Below are 21888 nucleotides of genomic sequence, written 5' to 3'. Positions count from 1 at the left end.
CCCGAACTCCCCCCAGATGACGAGGTATGCCATGACTGTGCAGACACCCAAGCTGAAAGCTGACGACCGCCTGATCGTGGCAATGGACGTGCCGAATGCGGTGACGGGGCTGGATCTGGCATCCAGGATCGGGGACGCGGTCTCGTTCTACAAGATCGGGCTGGGCATGCTGACCGGGGGCGGGCTGGCCCTTGCCAACGAATTGAAACAGGAGATGGGCAAGCGCATCTTCCTCGACATGAAGTTCTTCGACATTCCCAATACGGTCGAAAGCGCGGTGCGCGGCATTGCGCAGTTCGACCTCGACTTCCTGACCGTGCATGGCGACCCCCATGTGGTGCGGGCCGCACGTGAAGGCGCGGGCGGGTCGGATCTGCAGATCCTCGCGGTGACCATCCTGACCTCGCTCGACCGGGCCGATCTGGATGCCGCGGGGATCAAGGCCGGGGATATTTCGGATCTTGTGGTGGAACGCGCCGCACGCGCCTTTGAAGCGGGGGCGCATGGTGTCATCTCGTCCCCTCACGAAGCCGCCGCGATCCGCGCCCTGCCTCAGGCGGAGGGCAAGCTGATCGTCACCCCGGGCGTGCGCCCCACGGATTCCGCCAGTTTCGATCAAAAGCGCGTTGCCACCCCGGCGGCCGCCCTGCGCGACGGGGCCGATCACATCGTGGTCGGGCGCCCGGTCTACAAGGCCGCTGATCCCCGCGCCGCCGCACAGGCGATCCTGGCGGAAATCGCCGATATCTAGGAGGCGAGGTAATCCGCCAGCCGCGTCTGAAAGGCCGCGATCGCGCGCGGGTGACACAGGTATTCTTCCACGGTCATGAACCGCCAGCTTTGTCCTTCGTCGCCCAGCCGGATCCCCGCAGCGCAACCGGGGTCAAGGCGGGCGGCAAAGAACCAGACCTCGCGGCCCTGCGTGGTCCAAGAAACATCGGCATAATGGATGTCCGTCGGCCGGACCCTCAGGGAAAGCTCCTCGAAGGTTTCGCGCAGCACGCAATCGAGCGCGCTTTCCCCCGGCTCGCAGCCGCCCCCGGGCAGATCATACCGCCCCGGATCGGGAATCGTCGGGATATCATCGCGCAGGATCACTGGCATCCGGCCCCCCAGAAACACCGCAAGCTTGGCGCCATAAACGTCGCGCCCGCGATCCGCCGCGCCCCGAAGATCGCCTTGCCAAATGTCGGTTTGCCTCTGCATGGGGCGGGTATATCATGGCCCCACCCCATGACCAGCGTCCCCCGAGGACCAAGATGAACGCCCTCTGCCGCGATTGCCTGACCGAATTCGAAGCGCCCAGGGGCGCCCTGCCCCGCTGCCCGGCCTGCCGGTCGCCGCGCGTGATCGCGCATGCCGAACTCATGTCCCTGTCCATCGCACATATGGATTGCGACGCCTTCTATGCCTCGGTCGAGAAACGCGACAATCCCGCCCTGGCCGCCAAGCCCGTCATCATCGGCGGCGGCAAGCGCGGCGTGGTGTCGACCGCCTGCTACATCGCGCGCATCCGCGGCGTGCGCTCGGCCATGCCGATGTTCCAGGCGCTGAAGTTGTGTCCCGAGGCCGTGGTCATCAAGCCCCGGATGGAGGCGTATGTCGAAGCCTCCCGCGCGATCCGCGCCATGATGGAGGAGCTGACGCCGTCGATCGAGCCGCTGTCGCTGGACGAGGCCTTCATCGACCTGACCGGCACCGCCCGCCTGCACGGCCATGCCCCGGCGGTGATGCTGGCCCGGCTGGTGAAGCGGATGCGCGACGAACTGGGCCTGACCGGCTCCATCGGGCTGAGCCACAACAAGTTCCTGGCCAAGATCGCCTCGGACCTCGACAAGCCGCATGGGTTCGCGGTGATCGGCAAGGCCGAGACCGAGGCCTTTCTGGCGCCGAAGCCCGTGCGCCTGATCTGGGGCGTGGGGGCGGTCGGGCAGGCGTCGCTGGCAAAGGCCGGGATCGAGACCTTTGCCGACCTGCACCGCTGGGACCAGCAGGACCTCGTCGCGCGGTTCGGTTCGATGGGCGAGCGGCTGTGGCACCTGGCGCGCGGGCAGGACAAGCGGCGGGTGTCGCCGAATGCGCCGATGAAATCCATTTCCAACGAAACGACGTTTTTCGAAGACACCTCGGACCCCGATCTGCTGGACGGGCACCTGTGGCGGCTGGCCGAGAAGGTGTCGGACCGGGCCAAGGCGAAAGACCTGGCCGGGCGCACAGTGACGCTGAAGCTGAAGCAGGCGGATTTCGCGCTGATCTCACGGCGCCACAAGATGCGCGACGCCAGCCAGATGGCCGACCGGATCTATCGCGAGGCCCGCGGCCTGTTCGACGCGGTCGGCGCGCGCGGTCCCTATCGGCTGATCGGTGTCGGCCTGTCGGACCTGCTGCCGTCCTCGGATGCGGACCGATCCGGCGATCTGCTGGACCCGGACGCCACCCGCCGCGGTCAGGCAGAACGCGCCACCGATGCGATTCGCGCGAAATTCGGTCCCGATGCGATCCTGAAGGGGCGCGCGCTGCGCTAGGTCATTCCGCCGCCAGCGGCAGCGAAGACCGGCCGAGGGTTGCGATATCACCCACCACCCGGCGAATCATATCTGCGATCTCGTCGAATTCGGGCAGCGGCTCGATACGCCGTTCATCCATGTAGAGCGACCGGTCGATTTCCACCTGCACCGCATGCTGATTGCGCGCAGGGCGGCCGTAATGCTGCGTCATGTAGGCCCCGGCGAAGGGCGCGTTGCGCACGACGTTCAGCCCGGCTGCCGAAAAGGCGGCTTCGATCCGGTCGACGACATCGCCGGCGGCCGAGGCGCCGAACCGGTCACCGATCACCACGTCGGGGCGACGACGCGCATTGCGGGCGACACCATCCAGCGCCTCGTGCGGCATGGAATGGCAATCGATCAGGATCGCTTCGCCAAAGGCCGCATGGGCCTGCCCCAGCAGCCGGCGCAGCGCAGCGTGATAGGGATGCCAGCACCGGGCCAGCCGGTCCTCTGCCTCGACGAAGGAAATCTTGCCGGTATAGATCGGCATCCCCCCCGCCACGACGCGGGGAATCACCCCCAGCCCCGATGTGATTCGCGGATTATGCCCCTTGCGGCGCACGCCTTCGACGATGGCCGGGTCCAGTTCATCCGCCGCGCGGTTCATGTCCACATAGGCCCGCGGGACCTGCGCGCAGATCAGCGGCGCCCCGTGATCCGGCGCGCAGGCGAACAACCGATCGACAAAGGCATCCTCGGAGGACCGCACCTGAAGGGCGTTCAACCGCGTGCGGGTCATCAGATCGGCGGGATAATCGCGCCCGCTGTGCGGCGACGCGAATATGACGCTGGTCGTCACCTGATCAGGGCTCAGGATTTGAAAGGCATTGCGTGTCATGACAGCTCCGGATGCCTGATGATACTACTCCAAAAAAGGAATGCCAAAAGCCCCTTGATCCCGCCATCGACTCCTTTTATACGACCCGAACCCGCGCGGATCTCCCGCGTCCCTGAAACGAGAAGCAGCGCTTTTCAGACGGGGCAAAGGAACCGGGTGGTCATGGGTGATTAGCTCAGCGGTAGAGCACTTCGTTGACATCGAAGGGGTCACAAGTTCGAACCTTGTATCGCCCACCATGAATTCACCGGTCTTTCATCAGAAAGGCCAACCGCGAAATTGGCGCTTGCCGCGCCGCGACAGAAGGAGATGAACATGAAGGTTCGTAACTCGCTCCGCTCGCTGAAGCAGCGCCACCGCGATTGCCGCGTCGTGCGCCGTAAAGGCCGCGTTTACGTGATCAACAAGACGCAGCCCCGCTTCAAAGCCCGTCAGGGCTGAAGCAGACAGCGGCACCCGGCCTTGCCAGGTGTGATTGTTACGGAAAGGGTCGCTTCGGCGGCCCTTTTTCGTTGTGGGCATGCCTGATCCGGCAGATGCGCGTCGGGTCGGATCAGCCTTCGACCTGCGCAACAGGCACCGAATCATCCGGGTAAACGCCCCGGCTGAGCATCAGATAGGTCAGCACCCCCGTCAGAAAGCCGAGGCCAGACAAGGCGACGGCCTCTGACACCAGACGCGGGCCGAGATCCGGCGCGGCGGCCGCCAGCAGGCCGAAGGTCCAGAAGGCCCCCCAGGCCAGAATGTTCAGGATCGCGGTGGCTTTGCGTTTCATGATTTCCTCCTCGGCAGGCGCAGCCCCCTCCCAAGGGACACGCGGGCCGCACGAATGCAGCCCCCGGATAACAGCAGCGAATCACGTACTGACATAGCGGTATTTGGCCGGGGCACGGAAACCGGCGGGAAATCCCCTATGTCAGGACGGTTTCCACGGCTTCGGCCAGCACCTTGAGGCCGGCCACCAGATCCGCCTCGGCAGTGTCTTCGGCAAAATCATGGCTGATCCCGTTGATCGAGGGCACGAAGAGCATCGCGACGGGCATGTGGTTCGCCACGCTGGCCGCATCATGCAGTGCGCCCGATTGCATCCGGCGCCAACGCCCCGGCAGCTGTGCCTCGGCCGCGTCGCCAAGCGCCGACTGAAGCGCCGCGTCCATCGGCACCGGCTGCAGCCCGAGCATCCCGGACGTCTCAAGCCGCATCCCGGTCTGATCTGCGACCTCCTGTGCGGCCTCGCGCAGGATCTGTTCCATCCTGTCCAGCCGGTCGCGGTCCCCGTCGCGCCATTGCATGGCAAAGCTGCACCGCCCCGGCACGATGGAATGCGATCCGGGGTGCACGTCCACCGCCCCCGTGGTCCAGACGGTCTGCGGTGTGACCACGTTGCGGAACCGCTCCGCGATCAATTGCTGGAATTGCAGCATGGCCTGAAAGGCATCCTTGCGGCGATGCATGGGGGTGGTTCCGGCATGGTTCTGCTCGCCGAAATAGGTGATCCGCATGTCCCGGATGCCGACGATATCCGTCACCACACCGACCGCTTCGTCCGCCGCGTCCAGCCAGGGACCCTGTTCGATATGGCATTCGATGAAGCCTGTGAAACGGCTCGGATCGACCTCTCCGGTCACAAGATGGGACATCAGGGCACGGGCCTCGGCAAAGGTCACGCCAGAGGCGTCGCAAAGCGTATCGGCCTCTTGCAGGGAGACATTGCCCGACCAGATCCGGCTGCCGGTGGTGACGCCGAAACGCCCCTCTTCGTCCTGGAAGGAGACCGCCGAAACCGGCAGACCGACGCCCCGCGCCGCGCGCGCGATTTCCAGCCCGCAGATCACGCCAAGCGCACCATCCAGCCAGCCGCCTTCGGGCTGGCTGTCGGAATGCGACCCGATCAACAGCGACGGCCCTTCGGCAAGGCCCCAGACCGTGCCGGTCGCATCGACCTGCGGATCCAGACCCGCAGCGCCATACTGGTCGCGCAGCCAGGTGCGGGCGGCGATGTCCGGTTCGCTGAAAGCCTGCCGAACCACGCCCTTGCCGGTGCCGGCGGCCCCGAAGCTGCGCAGGTGATGCAGATCGGCAAGGAAACGTTCGGGATCGACGGGAATCATGGCGGGCCTCCGGGCAGCGGTGTCCCCGACAGGCAGACCACGCAGGCCAGCGAAAGGCAAATGGGTGCCTTAGCCGCCCCGGACCAGGTCGTCTTCGGCATCCGTGGCCGACAGGCCAAGCGCGTCCAGCCCGTTTTCCAGGTGATCGGACAGATGCGGCGAGCCGAGCAGGTAATCCGGGGTGGGCACCGATCCTTCGCGCCCCGCCATCGCCATCGCTTCGGAAAGCTCCTCGGGTTCGAAGGCCTCGCGCCCGATCCACATCAGGGCGACCAGGCTCAGCAGTTCCTCTTCGTTGAGCGCCTCCAGAAAGGCGCGCAATTCGGGTTCTGCGCGGTCAAGCTCGCGTGACATGAGGATCACGGCAGCGACCTTGTTGACGGAAATTTCAAGCATGGCGGCATCTCCTGACATGGTCAGACTACACCATTTTCGCCCAAACCGCGCCTTGATTTACCTCAAACCAGCGTGAAAGGCGGCGCCCTACCCGTTGTTCAGGCTTTCCAGAGGAGAGGTCCCGGCCTCGGGCGCCAGTTCCTCGAAGTCGAAATTGTCCAGCTTCGCGGCGCGTTTGCCGGCCCGTTCGGCGGCGGTGCCGATGCCGTCCAGATCCTTGCGGGCCTGATCGAAATGGGTTTCCAGCTTGCCCACCCGTTCGACGACGATTTCCACGTCGCGGTGCAGCAAGTGCAGCACCTTGCGGATCGCGCCGGCCTGTTCCCGCATGCGGGCGTCCTTCAGGATCGCGCGCATGGTATTCAGCGTCGCCATGCAGGTCGTCGGCGAAACGGTCCAGACCCGCATGTTGAACCCTTCGCGGATCACCTCGGGAAAGTTGGCGTGCAATTCGGCATAGACCGCTTCGGAGGGCAGGAACATCAGCGCTCCATCGGCCGTTTCACCTTCGATGATGTAGCGGTCGGAAATCGCCTTCATGTGCCCGCGGACCGAGGCACGGAACTGTTGCCCGGCGGCGTGGCGTTCCTCGCGCGTTTGCGCCCGCCGCAGGGCCTCGTAGGCTTCCAGCGGGAATTTGGCGTCGACCACGATCGGCCCCGGCGGGTTCGGCAGGTGGATCAGGCAATCGGCCCGCTTGCCGTTGGAAAGCGTCGCCTGCACCGTGTAGCTGTCCGAGGGCAGCGCCTTGGACACGATATCGTTCAGCTGGATTTCCCCGAAGGCGCCGCGGGTCTGCTTGTTGGACAGGATGTCCTGAAGCGACAGCACATCGCCGGACAGCTTGGTGATATTCTCCTGCGCCTTGTCGATCACCTGCAGGCGCTGCTGCAATTCGACCAGGCTTTTCACTGTCTTTTCGGACCCACCCTGAAGCTGGGTGTTCATCTTTTCCTGCATCTCGGCCAGGGCACGGGCCTGGGACATGGCATTGGCATGCAGGCGATCGTTCATATGCTGCTGCACGGCCGTCAGACGGGCCTCCATGGAATGCAGCATCTGATTCTGACCGTTGGTCTGCATATTGGACACCGTCGACAGGTTGCCAGCCAGCTGTTCCTGCCCGCGCGCCAGCCCGTCTACGGTGCGGGCCATCTGGTTCATCTGCCAGATCACCGGCTCGGAAGCGCGCGATGCCGTGCGGATGAGCACGACCATCAGGATCAGAAACAGGACAAGGACCAGGCCCCCGGCCAGCAGGCCAAGCGTCGCGGGGTCGGACAGGTCGAAAGTAAGCGAACCAAGCTGGATCATGTGCGACCGAAAAGCCTTTCGATATCCGTCAATTGCAGCTCCACATAGGTGGGGCGGCCGTGGTTGCACTGGCCGGAATGGGGCGTTGCCTCCATCTGGCGCAGAAGTTCGTTCATTTCCGCGACCTGCATGCGCCGACCCGACCGGATCGAGCCATGGCAGGCGACGCGCGACAGGATCGCCTCGATCCGGGCCTGCAGGGTCATCGACTGGTCCTGATCCGACAATTCGTCCAGCACATCGCGGATCAGCGCCTCGGCGCTGATTTCGCCGAGGATGGCCGGGGTTTCCCGCACCGCGATGGCGCCGCCGCCGAAGGGCTCGAGGATCAGGCCAAGCCGGGCGAGGTCATCTGCGGCCTCCAGCAGGCGGGTGGCATCGCCCTGTGAAAGCTCGACGATCTCGGGGATCAGCAGGGCTTGGGAGGCGACGCCATTGGCAGCCATCTGGGTCTTCAGTTTTTCATAGACCAGCCGTTCATGCGCCGCGTGTTGGTCGACGAGCACCATGCCGCGTGTCGTCTGGGCAACGATGTAGTTCTCGTGCAACTGGGCGCGGGCCGCGCCGAGCGGATGGCTTTCGAGGGGCTGTTGCGGAGTCTCTTCGATCGGCTCGAAGCGGCCCGAGGGGGCGCTGTCGAAAGCCGGAAAGTTGCGGTCAGAAAAGCCTCGGCCGGTAAGATCTGTCTGCGCAAGCCCACCCTGTGGGATCGGGGCGGCAAAGCCGCGCGGAGCCTCTGGTGCCTGGTAGACAAAGGGCTGGCCATCCGGCGTCTGGCGCGGCTCGGCGCGGAACGCCCCGAGGGTGGCCCCGGAGACGGTGGTCGAGGCGCGATGCCCGGCTTCGGCAAGGGCGTGGCGCAGGCCCGAGACGATCAAGCCGCGTGCGATGGCGGGATCGCGGAAACGGACTTCGGATTTCGCGGGGTGGACGTTGACGTCGACCAGTACGGGATCGCAGTCGATGAACAGCGCCGCCGCCGGATGGCGGTCACGCGACAGGAAGTCGAAATAGGCCGCGCGCAGGGCACCGGTCAGCAGCTTGTCCTTCACCGGGCGGCCATTGACGAAGAGGAACTGCGCCACCGCCGCGCCGCGCGAATAGGTCGGCAGGGCGGCGTAACCCGTCATGTGCAGATCTTCGCGGGTCGCGTCGATCCTGAGGGCGTTTTCGGCGAATTCCTTGCCGAGGATCGTGGAAAGGCGAGCGTGGAGCGCGTCGAACAGGTCACCGGATTCAGGGTCGGCGCGGAACACCGTGCGGTCGCTGCCTGCGTCGATCAGGGTGAACCCGACGAAGGGTTCGGCCATGGCGAGCCGCTTGATGATGTCGGTGACCGCCTGCATTTCCGCCCGGTCGGTGCGCAGGAACTTCAGCCGCGCGGGCGTGGCGTAGAAGAGATCGCGCAGTTCGGCCACGGTGCCCCGGTTCAGCGCGGCAGGGCGGACGGGCTCGGCCTGGCCTCCGGAGACGCGGATCTCCGCGCCTTCCTGTCCCGGCGCGCGGGAGGTGAGGCTGAGCCGCCCGACGGCGGCGAGCGAGGGCAGCGCCTCGCCCCGGAAACCGAAGGTATGGATGTTCAGCAGGTCCGAGCCGTCGATCTTCGACGTGGCATGGCGCGACAGGGCCAGGGGCAGGTCTTCGGGCGCGATGCCGCAGCCGTCGTCCTTGATGCGGATCAGGGTCTTGCCGCCATCGGCCACCGTGATCTCGATCCGGGTGGCGCCGGCGTCGAGCGCGTTTTCCACCAGTTCCTTGACCGCCGAGGCCGGGCGTTCGACCACTTCGCCGGCCGCGATGCGGTTCACGGCGGAGTCGTCGAGTTGGCGGATGACGGGGCGGACGTCGCTTATCTTGGGGTCAGGGCGCTGCATGCCGCAAAACCTAGCATGGGTCATCTGAGTCGCAAATGGGGGCGCGGGAAGTTTGCTGTGGATAGAATGGGGCTTTGCCCCGTCTCCGTGCCGGAGACTCCCCAGGATATTTGAAACAGGGAAACGGGGGGGTCAGCCCTTGATCGCGGATTCGTACCAGGCGCGGATGGCATCGCGTTCGTCGTCCTCGATGAAGCTGACGTTTGCGGGGGGCATGGCATGGGTCAGGCCGGCCTGCAGGTAGATCGCGCGGGCGTTGCGGGTGATCTGGGTGGCATCGTCGAGGCGCACGCCCTTGGGAGCCCAGAGGATACCGTCGTAGAACGGCTCGGCGCTGTGGCACATGGAGCAGCGCCCGAGCACGATGTCATGGACCTGGTCATAGCCTTCGGCTTCGGCAAAGCGGGTGACGATGCCCGCTTCGGGGTCTTCGGCGTCGTCGGACCAGAGCGGAGCGGTCGAGAGCCACATCACCGTCAGGAAGATCAGCGCGGTGACCAGCCAGGTCCACCAGGGCGTCGCCTTGCGCATGTGCACCGAGTTGAAGAAATGCCGGATCGTGACGCCCATCAGGAAGACCAGGCTGGCGATGATCCATGTGTGCTGGGTGCCGAAGGCCAGCGGGTAGTGGTTCGACAGCATCATGAAGATGACCGGCAGCGTCAGGTAGTTGTTGTGGGTCGAGCGCTGCTTGGCGATATAGCCGTATTTAGCCGCCGGGGTGCGGCCGGCCTTCAGGTCTTCGACCACCACGCGCTGGTTGGGCATGATGATGAAGAAGACGTTCGCGCTCATGATCGTGGCGGTGAAGGCACCGAGGTGCAGCAGCGCCGCGCGGCCCGAGAAGACGTGGGAATAGAACCAGGCAAGCGCGACCAGGATCACGTAGAGGCCCAGCATCAGCCGGGTGTTGTTGTCGCCGAACTTCGACTTGCAGATGAAGTCGTAGGCCAGCCAGCCGAAGCCGAGCGAGGCGACCGAGATCGCGATGGCCTGAAGGCGCGTGAGGTCCATCACCGCCGGGTCGATCAGGTAGAAGTCCGCGCCGAGATAGTAGACCAGCGCAAGCAGGGCGAAGCCGGACAGCCAGGTCGAGTAGGCCTCCCATTTGAACCAGACAAGGTGGTCGGGCATGGCCACGGGGGCGACGAGGTACTTCTGCACATGGTAGAAGCCGCCACCATGGACCTGCCATTCCTCGCCATCCGCGCCGGAGGCCAGGTTGCGGTCCCGGTGCAGGCCGAGGTCGAGCGCTATGAAATAGAAGGAAGAGCCGATCCAGGCAATCGCGGTGATGACATGAAGCCAGCGGACTCCGAATTCCAGCCAGGCCCCGATGGCCGCAAGATCGTACATAGGCTTCTTCCCTCTTGTTCCTTACCCAAAGCCTAAGCACGGATCGGCAGAGGCGGCAATTCCCGCCGTGGGGTGGAAGAGCGCCGGACCACAACGCGCGATGCGACGCGCCCGCGCGACAGGCAGATTGGGCACCGATCCCGAACAGATCAGGGCAAGATTTAGGGATGACCGGCGGCGGCCTCCGGAAACGAAAAGGCCCGGGCGCTTTCACGCCCGGGCCAGGTCTGAGACTGAGTTGGATGGAAAACTCAGCCCTTGGAGAATTCCGGATAGGCTTCCATGCCCAGTTCGGCCATGTCGAGACCGGCGATCTCGTCCTCTTCGGAAACCCGGATGCCCATGACACCCTTCAGGATCAGCCAGACAACGCCGGAGACCACGAAGGTGAAGATGCCGACCACGACGATGCCATAGATCTGGGCGCCGAAGGTGGCGTCAGCATTGGTGAAGACAACCGCGATGGTGCCCCAGATGCCACAGACGAGGTGGACCGGGATGGCACCGACGACATCGTCGATCTTCAGCTTGTCGAGCAGCGGCACGACCAGGACCACGATGATACCACCGATGGCGCCGATGATGGTCGCGGCCCCGATGCTGGGGGTCAGCGGTTCGGCAGTGATCGACACGAGGCCCGCCAGTGCGCCGTTCAGCACCATGGTGAGGTCGGTCTTGCCGTACATGATCTGGGTCAGGATCATGGCGCCGATGGCACCACCTGCCGCAGCCGTGTTGGTGTTGACCATGATGCGGCCAACGTCGGCCACGTCACCAACCGAGCCCATGGCCAGTTGCGATGCGCCGTTGAAGCCGAACCAGCCGAGCCACAGGATGAAGGTACCCAGGGTCGCCAGGGTCAGGTTCGAACCGGGGAAGGCCGTGACCTTGCCGTCCTTGTACTTGCCCAGACGCGGGCCAAGGATGATCGCACCGGCCAGAGCGGCCCAGCCACCCACGGAGTGCACGACGGTCGAACCTGCGAAGTCGAGGAAGCCCGCGGCATCCAGGAAACCGCCGCCCCATTTCCAGGAGGCGGAAATCGGGTAGATCAGCGAGGTCAGGATGATCGTGAAGATCATGAAGGGCCAGAGCTTGATACGTTCGGCCAAGGTGCCGGAAACGATCGAGGCGGTGGCGGCGCAGAACATGACCTGGAAGAAGAAGTCGGACGAGGTCGAAGCATAGCCGTAATCGTCGGCTGCATCGGCGGTGATGCCCACGGCTTCCATGACGCCGGGACCCCAGACGCCCGAGAGCCAGCCATCAACGGCCCAGGTGCCGAGCGGGTACATCAGGTTGTAGCCGATCAGGTAGTAGAAGATCGACGCCAGCGAGAAGAGGCCGATGTTCTTGGTGCATTGCATGGCGACGTTCTTGGAACGGACCAGGCCCGCTTCCAGCATGCCGAAGCCTGCGGCCATGAAGAACACGAGGAAACCGCCGATGATCAGCAGCAACGTGTTGAGGATAAAGACGGAATCCGTGGGCACGAGTGCCGCGACGACTTCCTCTTCCTGTGCAAGGCCGATGCTCGGCAGCGCCATGAGCGCCGCGGCAAGGCCAAGTTTCTGAATGGTTTTCATTGATTGAGTTCCCTTTTCCCTGTCCGGTGCCGCTCAGAGTGCGTCGTCGTTGGTTTCGCCGGTCCGCACCCGCACCGCCTGCTGGACGTCGAGCACGAAGATCTTGCCGTCACCGATTTTGCCGGTCTTTGCCGTTTCGGTGATCTTTTCGACGACCTGGTCAGCCATGGCGGCCGTCACAGCGATCTCGAGCTTGATCTTCGGAACGAAGTTCACCGCGTATTCGGCGCCGCGATAGATCTCCGTATGGCCCGATTGAGAGCCGAAGCCCTTGATTTCCGTTACCATCATCCCGCGAACGCCGATCTCGGTCAGCGCCTCGCGGACCTCCTCGAGCTTGAACGGTTTGATTGTTGCAATGATCAGTTTCACTACTATCCCCTTCCTTTTTGCGGACCCAGGAGTCGTAGGCACCGCAGTTTGGCACTGGCAGATAAGCCGCGCCTACCCGCATTGCGGAACAGCAGGTGGGGTTGACTAGTGTAAAATGCACTCTGGTCGCCTTTTTTTTGGACGTTTTGAGAAATTAGCACATTTTTTGGTCAATTCATTTATCGCCGAGCTGATGGCTTCCGCCTCAACATTCCTGCGCGTTGGGTGTAGGATGCCCAAAATCAAAAAGCTCGGGCAGGGCATCATGAACGATTCAGGATACGGAAGACCGCCGCTCGTGGCGGACCGCCGCCATGGCGTGGACCCGCAGGGCACGGCGAGCGCGGGACAGGGGCGCAAGCTGGTGCGACGCGGGGGGGGTGAACCCCAATTGTCCCGCGGTATGGCGCCGACCCCGCCCACATCCACCGCTGGCACAGCCTCCCGGGGCGTGACGGGGCGGGGCCCGGTCGCTCAGGAACCGGTGGACCCGCGTGTGACGGATCCTCGTTTGACGGATCAGGCCCAGCACAGGACGCCGCTCCGGCAGGCTTACGTTCGCGCGGAGCAGCGCACGGCCGGCGGTGAGCCGACCTGTCCCGACATGCAGAACCGCGCGCCCCAGCCGGCCCGGCCATCCCGTTCCGTCCCCGAGGCCCCCATGGCCCAGGACGTTCACCCCGAAGCAGAGCCCGCCCCCCGTCCGACCGCAGGCAAGGCGCCGGCGCGAAAGCCCGCCAGGGCCCCTGCCCGCAAACCGACGAAACCTGCGCCCAAACCCACCGGCAAGACCCGGGCATCGGCCAAGGCTCCGGCAAAGTCCTCACCCCGCAGCGCGAAAGGGCGCCCCGGGGCAGGCGGTTCGGGGGCGGTTCAGGGCGCGGTGGATCAGGTCGCGGGGGCTCGGGTCGCGGGGGCTCGGGTCGCGGGGGCTCGGGTCGCGGGGGCTCGGGTCGGGGTCCGTCCCGTGGGCCGCGCAACCCGGTGCTGCGCTTCTTCTACAATATCATCCGCCTGACGTTCAGCCTGATCTGGCGGGTGCTCTGGCGCATCGGCGCGGTTTCGGTCGCCCTGATCCTGATCGCCTCGGCCTTTGTCGCCGTGACCCTGCCCCCGGTCGAGGATCTGACCGACGGTCGCGCGCGCGGATCGGTCACCATGCGCGATGCCTCGGGGCAAACCTTTGCCTGGCGCGGCGATCAATATGGTGGGCTGGTCTCGGCCGAGAATGTCTCTCCGAACCTGCTGAACGCCATCGTGGCGACTGAGGACCGGCGCTTTTACCGGCATTTCGGGGTCAGTCCGCGTGGCGTCATCGGCGCCATCGCGATCAACCTGCGCGAAGGCCGTGGCCCGCTGGAAGGGCACGGCGGTTCGACCATCACCCAGCAGACGGCCAAGCTGATCTGCCTCGGGGTGCCCTATGACCCGACTGTCTGGAAGAACGAATCCGCCTATGAATCCGACTGCCGCCAGACCACCCTTTGGCGCAAGGCCAAGGAAGCGGTCTATGCCGTCGGGATGGAGATGCGGTATTCCAAGAACGACATCCTGACCATCTACATGAACCGCGCCTATCTGGGCGAAGGTACGCGCGGGTTCGAAGCCGCGAGCGAGCGCTATTTCGGCAAGAGCGCCGCCGATGTCGATCCCGCGCAGGCCGCCATGCTGGCCGGGTTGCTGGTCGCGCCGACGCGTTACGCGCCGACCAACAATCTGGCGCGCAGCCAGAACCGCGCCAACCTGATCATCGGGCTGATGGAGGATCAGGATTACCTGACCGCCGCGCAGGCCGAACAGGCCATTGCCCATCCAGCGCAGCTGTCCGACGCGGCGCGTGACCAGTCCGGGGGCTATTTCGCCGACTGGCTGATGTCCTCGGCCCCGGATTTCCTGACCCGGCGCAATGCCGACGTGGTCTTTGACACGACGCTGGACCCGCGCATCCAGAAAAGCGCCGAAGGGGCGCTGGCCCATGTCTTTGAAACCAAGGTCCGCGAAGGATCAGATGCGCAGGCCGCCATTGTCGTGATGAGCGCCGATGGCGCGGTGCGTGGCATGGTCGGCGGGCGTGACCTTGACGGTGGCGGGGTGTTCAACCGTGCCACCCAGGCGCTGCGCCAGACCGGCAGCAGCTTCAAACCCTTCGTCTATGCAACCGCGCTGGAACTGGGCTGGTCCTGGAACGACATCGTTCAGGACGCACCTCTGACCATCAACATCCCAGGCTCCGGCCCCTGGACGCCGGAAAACTACGACCATGACTTCCGCGGCCCGGTGACCTTGGTCGATGCGCTGAAGAAATCCCTCAATATTCCGGCGGTACGGGTGGCCCAGGCGGCCGGCCTCGACAACGTCCGCAAGGTGGCCGAGGACTTCGGCATCGGGCATGATCTCGCCCCCGGTCCGGCCCTGGCGCTTGGCGCCTCGGAAGCGACGCTGATCGAGATGGTCGGCGCCTATGCCGGCATCCTGAACGGCGGTTCTTCAGTGGAACCCTACGGCATGACGCGGGTCACGCTGCAGGGCGACAGCGAACCGCTGGCGGAAACCGAAGGCGGCATCGGCGAACGGGTGATCCGCGAAGATGCAGCGCGCGAGCTGATCTACATGATGCGCCAAGTGGTGCTGAGCGGCACCGGCCAGCGCGCCGGGCTCGACAATGTCGAGATCGCCGGCAAGACCGGCACCACGCAGGCCGCGCGGGATGCCTGGTTCATCGGCTTCTCGGCGGACTACGTGATCGGGGTCTGGATGGGCTATGACAACAACACGCCGCTGACCGGTGTCACCGGGTCGGGCCTGCCTGCCGAGATCTTCCATGAAACCATGGTCCGCGTGCAGGACGGGCTGGAACCGCGTCCCCTGCCGATGATCCATCCGGACACTTCGCAAGGGCGCGAAATGGCCGGTGACAGCGGCAGCGCGGGGTCGTCGGGCAGCAATCCGATCAAGCAGGTCGAGAATGTCATCGAAAAAGCCCTGCGTGATATCTTCGGACTGAATTGACGCGACCAGATCGGGCGGAAACAACAAAAGGGCGACCCCGCGGGGCCGCCCTTTTCAATTTGTCGGATATTTGGCCACGGGCCGGTCCTCGAACCGGTGGCGCGCTGGCCTCAGCCCGCCTTCTGCAGGGCGGCCGTCAGACCGGCCATGCTGCCACGGTTCTGATCCAGCATCGCGCCGATTTCGTCCCGTTCGGTCAGGCGCAGCGAAATGCCTTCGATGAACAGGTCGAAGAACAGCGGCTTGCCCGATCCGTCCGAGACCAGGAAGCGCACTTCGAAAGGCGATTGCCCACTCAGGTCCGCGGTCGAGGAAACCTCGTACCAGGTCTTCACCTGGCGCGATCCCTTGACCGTGATCTCACCGCCGATGAATTCGCGGAACCGCTTGCCGTACTTACGGGCCAGGTAGCCGGAGAAGGCCTTGGTATAGGCCGCCATTTCAGCCGCCGATGCCGTGCGCGCAGAGGCACCAAGACAGGAACGGGCGATGATGTTCACATCGGCGTATTGGTTCAGGATCTGCTGAAAATCCGCAATCATCGCGGATTCGGATTTGCCGGAGGAGATCACGGTATTGATCCGGTCGACCGCCGAGGTCACCAGCTGTTCGGCCTGCGACCCGGTCAGCGCGCGCGCGGCTCCGGGCAGAAGGGCGGAGGCGGCAAGCGCCGCTGCTCCGGCAGCAAGAAAGCCGCGTCGGTTCGGGTTATTGCGCGTAAGGATCGTCATAGGTCTCACCATAGGGATCATCATAGGACTCGAGATAAGGGTCTTCGTCGGAATTTCCATAGGGGTCGTCATATCCGGACCCCTCGCTCGATCCCATTCCGGTCCGTCCCGCGTTCCGTGCCAGCTGATAGCGACGGTTCTGCAGGTAGATCGACCGCGCCTGGGAATAGCTGTCGGCACTGCTGTAAAGCACGGAGTCGATGGTTTCGGCATTTTCGCCCCGCGCCGAGGCGATGCCGCTCATCCGGGCGCCGAGACCGACCAGGTAGACATCCGCGTTCACGTCATACCCGAACCAACTGAGCGGCGAGTTCATGAAGTCCACCACCTTGGCGACCGCATCGCGCTGATTCGACGGGCCAAAGACCGGCAGTTCGACGTAGGCGCCTTCGGGAACACCCCAGACGTAAAGCGTTTCGCCGAAATCGGTATCGCGCCAGGGGATGCCGAATTTCGTCGCCGCATCCACCGTACCGCCGAAGCCGAGCGTGGTGTTCATCACGAAGCGCGCCGTGTTCAGGGCCGCCTGGCCAAAGCGGAATTGCAGCAGGTTGTTCACCACGTCCAGCGGCGTGCCGAGGTTCTCGCCGAAATTGCCCAGCAGGTACCGGAATTCATGTGGCACGACCTTGACATAGGTGACCGACACGGGCCGCAGGACATTCGTGTCCAGCGCCTTGTTGAAGGAGTGGGTCTTGCGGTTATCCGCCTCGTAGGGGTCATCGTAAAGCCGTGTCGGCGTGTCTGCAGGCTGGTTCCCGGCACAGCCCGCCAGCGTCAGCGCGACAAGCGTGGCGAGGCCGGCCATGGTCGCGCGGCGTATGGACCTGGACCGCAGGGATCCGGCAGGTTGGGAAGAAGCATTCCGGGGCCGGGACACGGCAGGGCTGTTGGTCATCCGCTGATCAATCTCTTCAAATTGGGTCCAATAGAAGGCCAGAATAGCCTGCAGCATTTATCTATTCTTTAAATGCGCGAGTGTCATAGCTTGCCCATGCAAAAAATTGACCTGTATCGCGGAAACGACAGGCCACCCCCGGTGGCGACGCAGGCCATCAAGGGCCATACTATGATCTTGACTTCCCTCGCGACACCGCGAAATTGCCATGGGCGGAAAGACGCGGGTCGCAATATGATGGCGCCTCTCCGGCGGCCGCTGCGGACCGGGAGCGCCCGATGATCGACCAGATCAAGGCCCGGGGGCTGGTCGAACTGCGCGCCATTCGTCGGGAAAATCGCGCCCTGTTCTGGGTCGCCGCGCTGTTTTCAGTCTTCGCCAATCTCCTGATGCTGGCCGGGCCGCTCTACATGATGCTGGTCTATGATCGGGTGATGACCACGCGATCTGTCGAGACGCTGATGGCCCTGACGGTGCTGATCGCCTTCCTGTTCGGCGTCATGGGCGTGCTCGATTTCGCGCGGGGGCGGATCATGTCGCGGATCGGGGCAAGGATGCAATCGCGGCTGGACGTCCGCGCCTATGACGCCGCACTGCGCCGCGCCGCGATCCATGCCGATCCCCTGTCCGCTTCGGCCCTCCCCGATGTGGAGGCGCAGCAAAGGCTGCTGGCCTCTCCGGTGCCCGGCGCGCTGTTCGACCTGCCCTGGACGCCGGTCTTCCTGGCCGGGATCGCCCTGTTCCACCCATTGCTGGGTGGTCTGGCGCTATGCGGTGGGGCGGTGTTGATCCTGGTCGCCCTGCTCAACCAGATGTTGTCCCGCGACCCCCAGGCCGAGGCTGAGGGGGCCGCACAACAGGCACAAGGTCAGGCCGACCAGATGCGCGCAGAGGCCGGCATGATCCGCGCCATGGGCATGAGCGGCGCGGTCTTCCGCCGCTGGCTGGGCTTGCGTCGCATGGCGGTCGGCCGCCAGATCGCGCTGGCCGACGTGACCTCGGGCTTTTCGGTGCTGACCAAGACGCTGCGGCTGTTCCTGCAATCGGCAATGCTGGGCCTTGGGGCGCTGCTGGCCCTGCGGGGCGAAATCAGCGCCGGCGCGATGATTGCGGGCTCGGTTCTGTTGGGGCGCGCGCTGAACCCGGTGGAACAATTGATCGGCAACTGGCCGCTGCTGCAACGCGCGCGGCGCGGCTGGACCAACCTCGCCTGGCTGCTGGGGATCGAACCGGCGGAGCCACCCCGGACCACCCTGCCGCGCCCCAGGGCCAAGGTCGAGATTCAGCAGGCCACCGTCACGCCACCGGGCGAAAAGGCCGCCACCCTGCGCATGGTCAGTTTCGGCATCGACCCGGGCCAGGCGCTTGGCGTCATCGGCCCCTCGGGGGCGGGCAAATCCACGCTGGCCCGCGCCATGACCGGCGCCTGGCCCTGTCAGGGGGGCAAGATCCGCCTCGACGGCGCCACGCTTGAACAATATCCCGGCGAGATGCTCGGCAACCTGATCGGCTACCTGCCGCAGAGGGTCGAATTGTTCGACGGCAGCATCGGCGCCAATATCTCTCGCATGGCCGAGACGCCGGATGACGCCAAGGTGGTCGAAGCCGCGCGGCGCGCCGATGCCCATGACATGATCCTGCGGATGCCCGAAGGCTATGACACAATGGTCAGCGCCCATGGCGGCCGCTTGTCCGGTGGCCAGATCCAGCGGATCGGCCTGGCGCGGGCGATGTATGGCGACCCGGTGCTGCTGGTGCTGGACGAGCCGAACTCGAACCTCGACAACGAAGGCAGCGAGGCGCTGAACAGCGCGATCCGGGTGCTGAAATCCGAAGGCTGCGCGATCATGATCATGGCGCACAGGCCCGCGGCGATCCAGGAATGCGACCTGCTGCTGATGCTGGAACATGGCAATCGCGTCGCCTTCGGACCGCGTGACGACGTGCTGCGCAAGGTGTTGCAGAACCATGACCAGATCCGCAAGGCGACCGGTCAGGGGGGTGTACAATGACCAGACAGGCACCTCCGCCCAGGCCTTCCGCCTCCCGTGCGGGCGACAGGGTGCTGTCGGCCCGCATGCCGCTGCTGCTGGGGTTCGCCGCCCTGCTGTTGCTCCTTGGCGGCTTCGGCACCTGGTCCGCCCTGACGCGGATCGCCGGCGCGGTCATCGCTTCGGGTCAGATCGAAGTCGAGCGCAATCGCCAGGTGGTCCAGCACCCCGAGGGCGGCGTTGTCCGCACGCTCGGCGTCGCCGAGGGCGATCGGGTCGATGCCGGCGCAATCCTGCTGGAACTTGACGCCGACGGTCTGGCGTCGGACCTCGCGATCGTCGAAGGGCAGCTTTTCGAACTCATGGCCCGGCGCGGACGCCTGGTGGCTGAACGGGACGACGCCGATACACTTGTCTTCCCGACGCTCGCGATGGAGGAAGCGGCGCGCAATCCCGACGTGGCCGAACTGTTGGCCGGGCAGACCCGCCTGCGCGCGGCACGACAGGTCGCCCGGCGTCAGGCCGAACAGCAATTGCAGGAACGCAGCGCCCAGATTTCAAGTCAAATCAACGGGATGGAAGCGCAGCTTGCGGCCTATTCCCTGCAACTGGACCTGATCGCGCAGGAGTTGGAAATTCAACAGGGCCTGCTGGATCGGGGTTTGTCGCAGATCGCGCGGGTGCTGGCCCTGCAACGCGAATCCGCCCGCCTTCAGGGCGAGATCGGCGATTTGACCGCAGCCCGCGCCGAAGCCCAGGGGCGGATCACGGAGACCCGGCTGGAAATCCTGAACCTCGGTGTCTCGGCCCGCCAGGAAGCCATCGAGGGCCTGCGCGAACAGCAATACCGGGAATTGGAATTGCTGGAACGCCGCCGCGCCCTGGGTCAAAGGCTGGATCGGCTGCAAATCCGCTCTCCGGTGGCTGGCGTGGTCTATGATCTGCAGGTTTTCGGGCCGCGATCGGTCCTGAAACCGGCCGAGCCGGTGCTCTACTTGGTGCCCGACGACCGTCCGCTGGTCATCGCCGCGCGGGTAGAGCCGATCCATGTGGATGCGCTGCACCTTGATCAGGACGCGCTGCTGCGCTTTCCCGCCTTCGACCAACGCACGACCCCGGAACTGGCCGGCAGGCTGACCCGGATCAGCGCCGATGCCTTTCGCGACGAGGTCACGGGGCAGGCCTACTACCAGGTCGAGATTCGCTTGAACGCGGGCGAAACGGACAAGCTGCCCCAGGACCAATTGCTGATCCCCGGCATGCCGGTCGAGGCCTACCTGCGCACCGGCGACCGCACCCCCCTGGCCTATCTGGTGAAACCCTTTGCGGATTATTTTGCCAAGGCGTTCCGCTGACGCCGCAAGGGAACCGGCAGGACATCCCCAAGGCCAGGGACACCTCTTCAAGACCCGCCCCAAACGATCCGCCTGCGGCTCCGGCCCGGTGCATTCGCGGTTGCAATCGCGGCGCGGGCTTGTAGCGTCGCGCCAAACATCGCCCCGCAACGGAGACGCACATGAGCACCGATATCGACGCCCGCCTGGCCGAGCTTGGCCTGACCCTGCCCAAGGCAGCCGCGCCCATTGCCAACTACGTTCCCTATATGATCAGCGGCAAGACAGTCTATGTCTCGGGCCAGATCTCGATCGATGAAAATGGCCCGATCACCGGCAAGGTCGGCACGGATCTGACCCCTGAACAGGGCTCCGAAGCCGCCAAACGCTGCGCGCTCAGCCTTCTGTCTCAGGTCCACGCGGCCTGCGACGGCGACTGGACCCGGCTGAAGCGGGTGCTGAAGCTGACCGCCTTCGTCAATTCCACCCCCGACTTCGAAGACCAGCCCGCCGTGATCAACGGTGCCTCGGATCTGCTGGTCGCGGTACTGGGCGATGCCGGCCGCCACGCGCGGTCCGCCGTGTCCGCCGGGGCGCTGCCGATGAATGGCGCGGTCGAGATCGAAGGCATCTTCGAACTCGTCTGAGCCTGCCCTGTGCGCCTGACCCTGTGAGCCTGACCCGATACCGACAGGAAACACCATGTCCGACCCGACCGCCCAGACGCCGACATCCCCGACCCTGCACGACAGCTTCCGGGGCGCGCCCATCGCGCACCGGGGCTTTCACGATCAAGCCGGCGGGCGGATCGAAAACAGCCGCGCCGCCATCCTCGCCGCCGTCGAGGCCGGTTACGGGATCGAGATCGACCTGCAACCGTCCTCCGATGGGGTCGCCATGGTCTTTCACGACGACACGCTCGACCGCGTGACCGGTGCGACCGGCCCGGTCTGCGCGCAGGATGCCGCGTCGCTGCGGGGCCTGACCCTGACGGGTTCTTCGGACACCATCCCCACTTTTGCCGAGATCCTCGACCTGGTCGCGGGGCGCGTGCCCCTGCTGGTCGAGATCAAGGATCAGGGCCGTGCGGATGTCCCCGACCTACCTCCCGAGACGCTTGAAAAAGCCGCCGCCGCAGCGGTCGAAGGCTATGACGGTCCACTGGCCTTCATGTCCTTCAACCCCGACGCGGTCGCCCGCATGGCCCGGTTTGCGCCCGGCGTCCCGCGTGGCCTGACCAGCTGCGGCTATGATGCGGACGATTTCCCGAGCCTGCCCGAAGCACGCCGGGCCCGGCTGCGCGACCTTGCGGACTTCGCGACCACCGGGTCTTCGTTCATCAGCCATCACGCCCGCGACCTTGACCGCCCCGCCGTGCAGGCGCTGCGTGACGCGGGCATCCCCGTGCTCTGCTGGACTATCCGGTCTTCGGCCGAAGAGGCATCTGCGCGGGCGCTTGCCGACAATGTGACCTTCGAAGGGTATGACGCGGCCATTCCCGCTTGATCCCGCCACGGCGCGGGACAGAT

20 protein-coding genes and 1 tRNA gene are annotated in these 21888 nt (G+C 65.2%); 9 read left to right on the top strand and 12 right to left on the bottom strand.

The features are described 5' to 3' along the window. The first annotated feature begins 31 nt into the window (after nt 1-31). The gene (gene pyrF / locus PSAL_RS15405) at nt 32-751 is read left to right on the top strand and encodes an orotidine-5'-phosphate decarboxylase (RefSeq protein WP_119838543.1); all 720 of its coding nucleotides are present in this window, start codon (nt 32-34) and stop codon (nt 749-751) included. Here pyrF and PSAL_RS15400 read toward each other — a convergent pair. After that, nucleotides 748-1206 carry an NUDIX domain-containing protein gene (locus tag PSAL_RS15400; protein ID WP_119838544.1) on the bottom strand — a complete coding sequence of 153 codons (459 nt, stop codon included), beginning with the start codon at nt 1204-1206 and terminating at the stop codon, nt 748-750. The genes pyrF and PSAL_RS15400 overlap by 4 nt on opposite strands. Before the next feature lie 53 nt (nt 1207-1259). On the opposite strand from PSAL_RS15400, the gene PSAL_RS15395 reads away from it, so the two are divergent. After that, entirely contained in the window at nt 1260-2525 is a 1266-nt protein-coding gene (locus tag PSAL_RS15395) for a DNA polymerase IV (protein ID WP_119838545.1), read from the top strand. 1 nt (nt 2526) lies between these two features. Here the strand turns inward: PSAL_RS15395 and PSAL_RS15390 are convergent, their stop codons facing one another. Beyond that, nucleotides 2527-3387, bottom strand: coding sequence for an N-formylglutamate amidohydrolase (locus PSAL_RS15390; protein ID WP_119838546.1), 861 nt, complete (start codon nt 3385-3387; stop codon nt 2527-2529). Between the two features lie 164 nt (nt 3388-3551). On the opposite strand from PSAL_RS15390, the gene PSAL_RS15385 reads away from it, so the two are divergent. Next, a tRNA-Val gene (locus PSAL_RS15385) sits at nt 3552-3626 on the top strand. Nucleotides 3627-3702: 76 nt separating this feature from the next. Beyond that, nucleotides 3703-3828, top strand: coding sequence for a type B 50S ribosomal protein L36 (gene ykgO / locus PSAL_RS15380; RefSeq protein ID WP_072857948.1), 126 nt, complete (start codon nt 3703-3705; stop codon nt 3826-3828). A gap of 112 nt (nt 3829-3940) precedes the next feature. On the opposite strand, the gene PSAL_RS15375 is transcribed toward ykgO, so the two are convergent. The 8 genes from PSAL_RS15375 to PSAL_RS15340 form a co-directional block, all read right to left on the bottom strand. Next, nucleotides 3941-4162 (bottom strand): hypothetical protein, encoded by a 222-nt coding sequence (locus PSAL_RS15375; RefSeq protein WP_119838547.1) that lies wholly within the window; start codon nt 4160-4162, stop codon nt 3941-3943. A 136-nt stretch (nt 4163-4298) separates the two neighbouring features. After that, the gene (locus PSAL_RS15370) at nt 4299-5498 is read right to left on the bottom strand and encodes a hydantoinase/carbamoylase family amidase (protein ID WP_119838548.1); all 1200 of its coding nucleotides are present in this window, start codon (nt 5496-5498) and stop codon (nt 4299-4301) included. A gap of 69 nt (nt 5499-5567) precedes the next feature. Next, nucleotides 5568-5894 carry a DUF3775 domain-containing protein gene (locus tag PSAL_RS15365; protein WP_119838549.1) on the bottom strand — a complete coding sequence of 109 codons (327 nt, stop codon included), beginning with the start codon at nt 5892-5894 and terminating at the stop codon, nt 5568-5570. A gap of 87 nt (nt 5895-5981) precedes the next feature. Continuing rightward, nucleotides 5982-7208, bottom strand: a complete 1227-nt coding sequence (locus tag PSAL_RS15360; protein WP_119838550.1) for a DNA recombination protein RmuC — start codon at nt 7206-7208, stop codon at nt 5982-5984. Further along, nucleotides 7205-9082 carry a DNA mismatch repair endonuclease MutL gene (mutL, locus tag PSAL_RS15355; RefSeq protein ID WP_119838551.1) on the bottom strand — a complete coding sequence of 626 codons (1878 nt, stop codon included), beginning with the start codon at nt 9080-9082 and terminating at the stop codon, nt 7205-7207. The genes PSAL_RS15360 and mutL overlap by 4 nt, the downstream gene beginning before the upstream one ends. Nucleotides 9083-9214: 132 nt before the next feature. Further along, on the bottom strand, nt 9215-10438 hold the full coding sequence (locus PSAL_RS15350) for a urate hydroxylase PuuD (RefSeq protein ID WP_119838552.1): 1224 nt from the start codon (nt 10436-10438) through the stop codon (nt 9215-9217). A gap of 251 nt (nt 10439-10689) precedes the next feature. After that, nucleotides 10690-12024, bottom strand: coding sequence for an ammonium transporter (gene amt, locus PSAL_RS15345; protein ID WP_119838553.1), 1335 nt, complete (start codon nt 12022-12024; stop codon nt 10690-10692). A gap of 33 nt (nt 12025-12057) precedes the next feature. Beyond that, nucleotides 12058-12396, bottom strand: a complete 339-nt coding sequence (locus PSAL_RS15340; RefSeq protein ID WP_119838554.1) for a P-II family nitrogen regulator — start codon at nt 12394-12396, stop codon at nt 12058-12060. A 987-nt stretch (nt 12397-13383) separates the two neighbouring features. On the opposite strand from PSAL_RS15340, the gene PSAL_RS15335 reads away from it, so the two are divergent. Then, the gene (locus PSAL_RS15335; protein WP_119839460.1) at nt 13384-15405 is read left to right on the top strand and encodes a transglycosylase domain-containing protein; all 2022 of its coding nucleotides are present in this window, start codon (nt 13384-13386) and stop codon (nt 15403-15405) included. Between the two features lie 110 nt (nt 15406-15515). Here PSAL_RS15335 and PSAL_RS15330 read toward each other — a convergent pair whose 3' ends face one another. Then, complete coding sequence (locus PSAL_RS15330) at nt 15516-16136, bottom strand: MlaC/ttg2D family ABC transporter substrate-binding protein (RefSeq protein WP_119839427.1); 621 nt, start codon at nt 16134-16136, stop codon at nt 15516-15518. After that, a complete protein-coding gene (locus PSAL_RS15325; RefSeq protein ID WP_231388539.1) occupies nt 16114-17091 on the bottom strand; it encodes an MlaA family lipoprotein in 978 nt (325 codons plus the stop codon). Before PSAL_RS15325 ends, PSAL_RS15330 begins: the two co-directional genes overlap by 23 nt. 221 nt (nt 17092-17312) lie before the next feature. On the opposite strand from PSAL_RS15325, the gene PSAL_RS15320 reads away from it, so the two are divergent. The 4 genes from PSAL_RS15320 to PSAL_RS15305 all read left to right on the top strand — a co-directional run bounded on the left by PSAL_RS15320 (nt 17313) and on the right by PSAL_RS15305 (nt 21865). Next, a complete protein-coding gene (locus PSAL_RS15320; RefSeq protein ID WP_119839426.1) occupies nt 17313-19046 on the top strand; it encodes a type I secretion system permease/ATPase in 1734 nt (577 codons plus the stop codon). Further along, complete coding sequence (locus tag PSAL_RS15315; protein WP_119839425.1) at nt 19043-20380, top strand: HlyD family type I secretion periplasmic adaptor subunit; 1338 nt, start codon at nt 19043-19045, stop codon at nt 20378-20380. Before PSAL_RS15320 ends, PSAL_RS15315 begins: the two co-directional genes overlap by 4 nt. Before the next feature lie 161 nt (nt 20381-20541). Beyond that, nucleotides 20542-21006 carry a RidA family protein gene (locus tag PSAL_RS15310; protein WP_119839424.1) on the top strand — a complete coding sequence of 155 codons (465 nt, stop codon included), beginning with the start codon at nt 20542-20544 and terminating at the stop codon, nt 21004-21006. A gap of 55 nt (nt 21007-21061) precedes the next feature. Next, a complete protein-coding gene (locus PSAL_RS15305) occupies nt 21062-21865 on the top strand; it encodes a glycerophosphodiester phosphodiesterase family protein (RefSeq protein WP_119839423.1) in 804 nt (267 codons plus the stop codon). Nucleotides 21866-21888: the final 23 nt, after the last annotated feature.

This window comes from Pseudooceanicola algae (assembly GCF_003590145.2).
Classification (GTDB): Bacteria; Pseudomonadota; Alphaproteobacteria; order Rhodobacterales; family Rhodobacteraceae; genus Pseudooceanicola; species Pseudooceanicola algae.
The sequence above is the reverse complement of the archived record's forward strand: the minus strand, read 5'-3'. Positions and strand labels throughout refer to the sequence as shown.

Bases quoted from the DNA above. Each gene is read 5' to 3' on its own strand.
- pyrF (WP_119838543.1), top strand. From the start codon at position 32: ATGACTGTGCAGACACCCAAGCTGAAAGCTGACGACCGCCTGATCGTG.
- PSAL_RS15400 (WP_119838544.1), bottom strand. From the start codon at position 1,206: ATGCAGAGGCAAACCGACATTTGGCAAGGCGATCTTCGGGGCGCGGCG.
- PSAL_RS15395 (WP_119838545.1), top strand. From the start codon at position 1,260: ATGAACGCCCTCTGCCGCGATTGCCTGACCGAATTCGAAGCGCCCAGG.
- PSAL_RS15390 (WP_119838546.1), bottom strand. From the start codon at position 3,387: ATGACACGCAATGCCTTTCAAATCCTGAGCCCTGATCAGGTGACGACC.
- ykgO (WP_072857948.1), top strand. From the start codon at position 3,703: ATGAAGGTTCGTAACTCGCTCCGCTCGCTGAAGCAGCGCCACCGCGAT.
- PSAL_RS15375 (WP_119838547.1), bottom strand. From the start codon at position 4,162: ATGAAACGCAAAGCCACCGCGATCCTGAACATTCTGGCCTGGGGGGCC.
- PSAL_RS15370 (WP_119838548.1), bottom strand. From the start codon at position 5,498: ATGATTCCCGTCGATCCCGAACGTTTCCTTGCCGATCTGCATCACCTG.
- PSAL_RS15365 (WP_119838549.1), bottom strand. From the start codon at position 5,894: ATGCTTGAAATTTCCGTCAACAAGGTCGCTGCCGTGATCCTCATGTCA.
- PSAL_RS15360 (WP_119838550.1), bottom strand. From the start codon at position 7,208: ATGATCCAGCTTGGTTCGCTTACTTTCGACCTGTCCGACCCCGCGACG.
- mutL (WP_119838551.1), bottom strand. From the start codon at position 9,082: ATGCAGCGCCCTGACCCCAAGATAAGCGACGTCCGCCCCGTCATCCGC.
- PSAL_RS15350 (WP_119838552.1), bottom strand. From the start codon at position 10,438: ATGTACGATCTTGCGGCCATCGGGGCCTGGCTGGAATTCGGAGTCCGC.
- amt (WP_119838553.1), bottom strand. From the start codon at position 12,024: ATGAAAACCATTCAGAAACTTGGCCTTGCCGCGGCGCTCATGGCGCTG.
- PSAL_RS15330 (WP_119839427.1), bottom strand. From the start codon at position 16,136: ATGACGATCCTTACGCGCAATAACCCGAACCGACGCGGCTTTCTTGCT.
- PSAL_RS15325 (WP_231388539.1), bottom strand. From the start codon at position 17,091: ATGCTGCAGGCTATTCTGGCCTTCTATTGGACCCAATTTGAAGAGATT.
- PSAL_RS15320 (WP_119839426.1), top strand. From the start codon at position 17,313: ATGATCGACCAGATCAAGGCCCGGGGGCTGGTCGAACTGCGCGCCATT.
- PSAL_RS15315 (WP_119839425.1), top strand. From the start codon at position 19,043: ATGACCAGACAGGCACCTCCGCCCAGGCCTTCCGCCTCCCGTGCGGGC.
- PSAL_RS15310 (WP_119839424.1), top strand. From the start codon at position 20,542: ATGAGCACCGATATCGACGCCCGCCTGGCCGAGCTTGGCCTGACCCTG.
- PSAL_RS15305 (WP_119839423.1), top strand. From the start codon at position 21,062: ATGTCCGACCCGACCGCCCAGACGCCGACATCCCCGACCCTGCACGAC.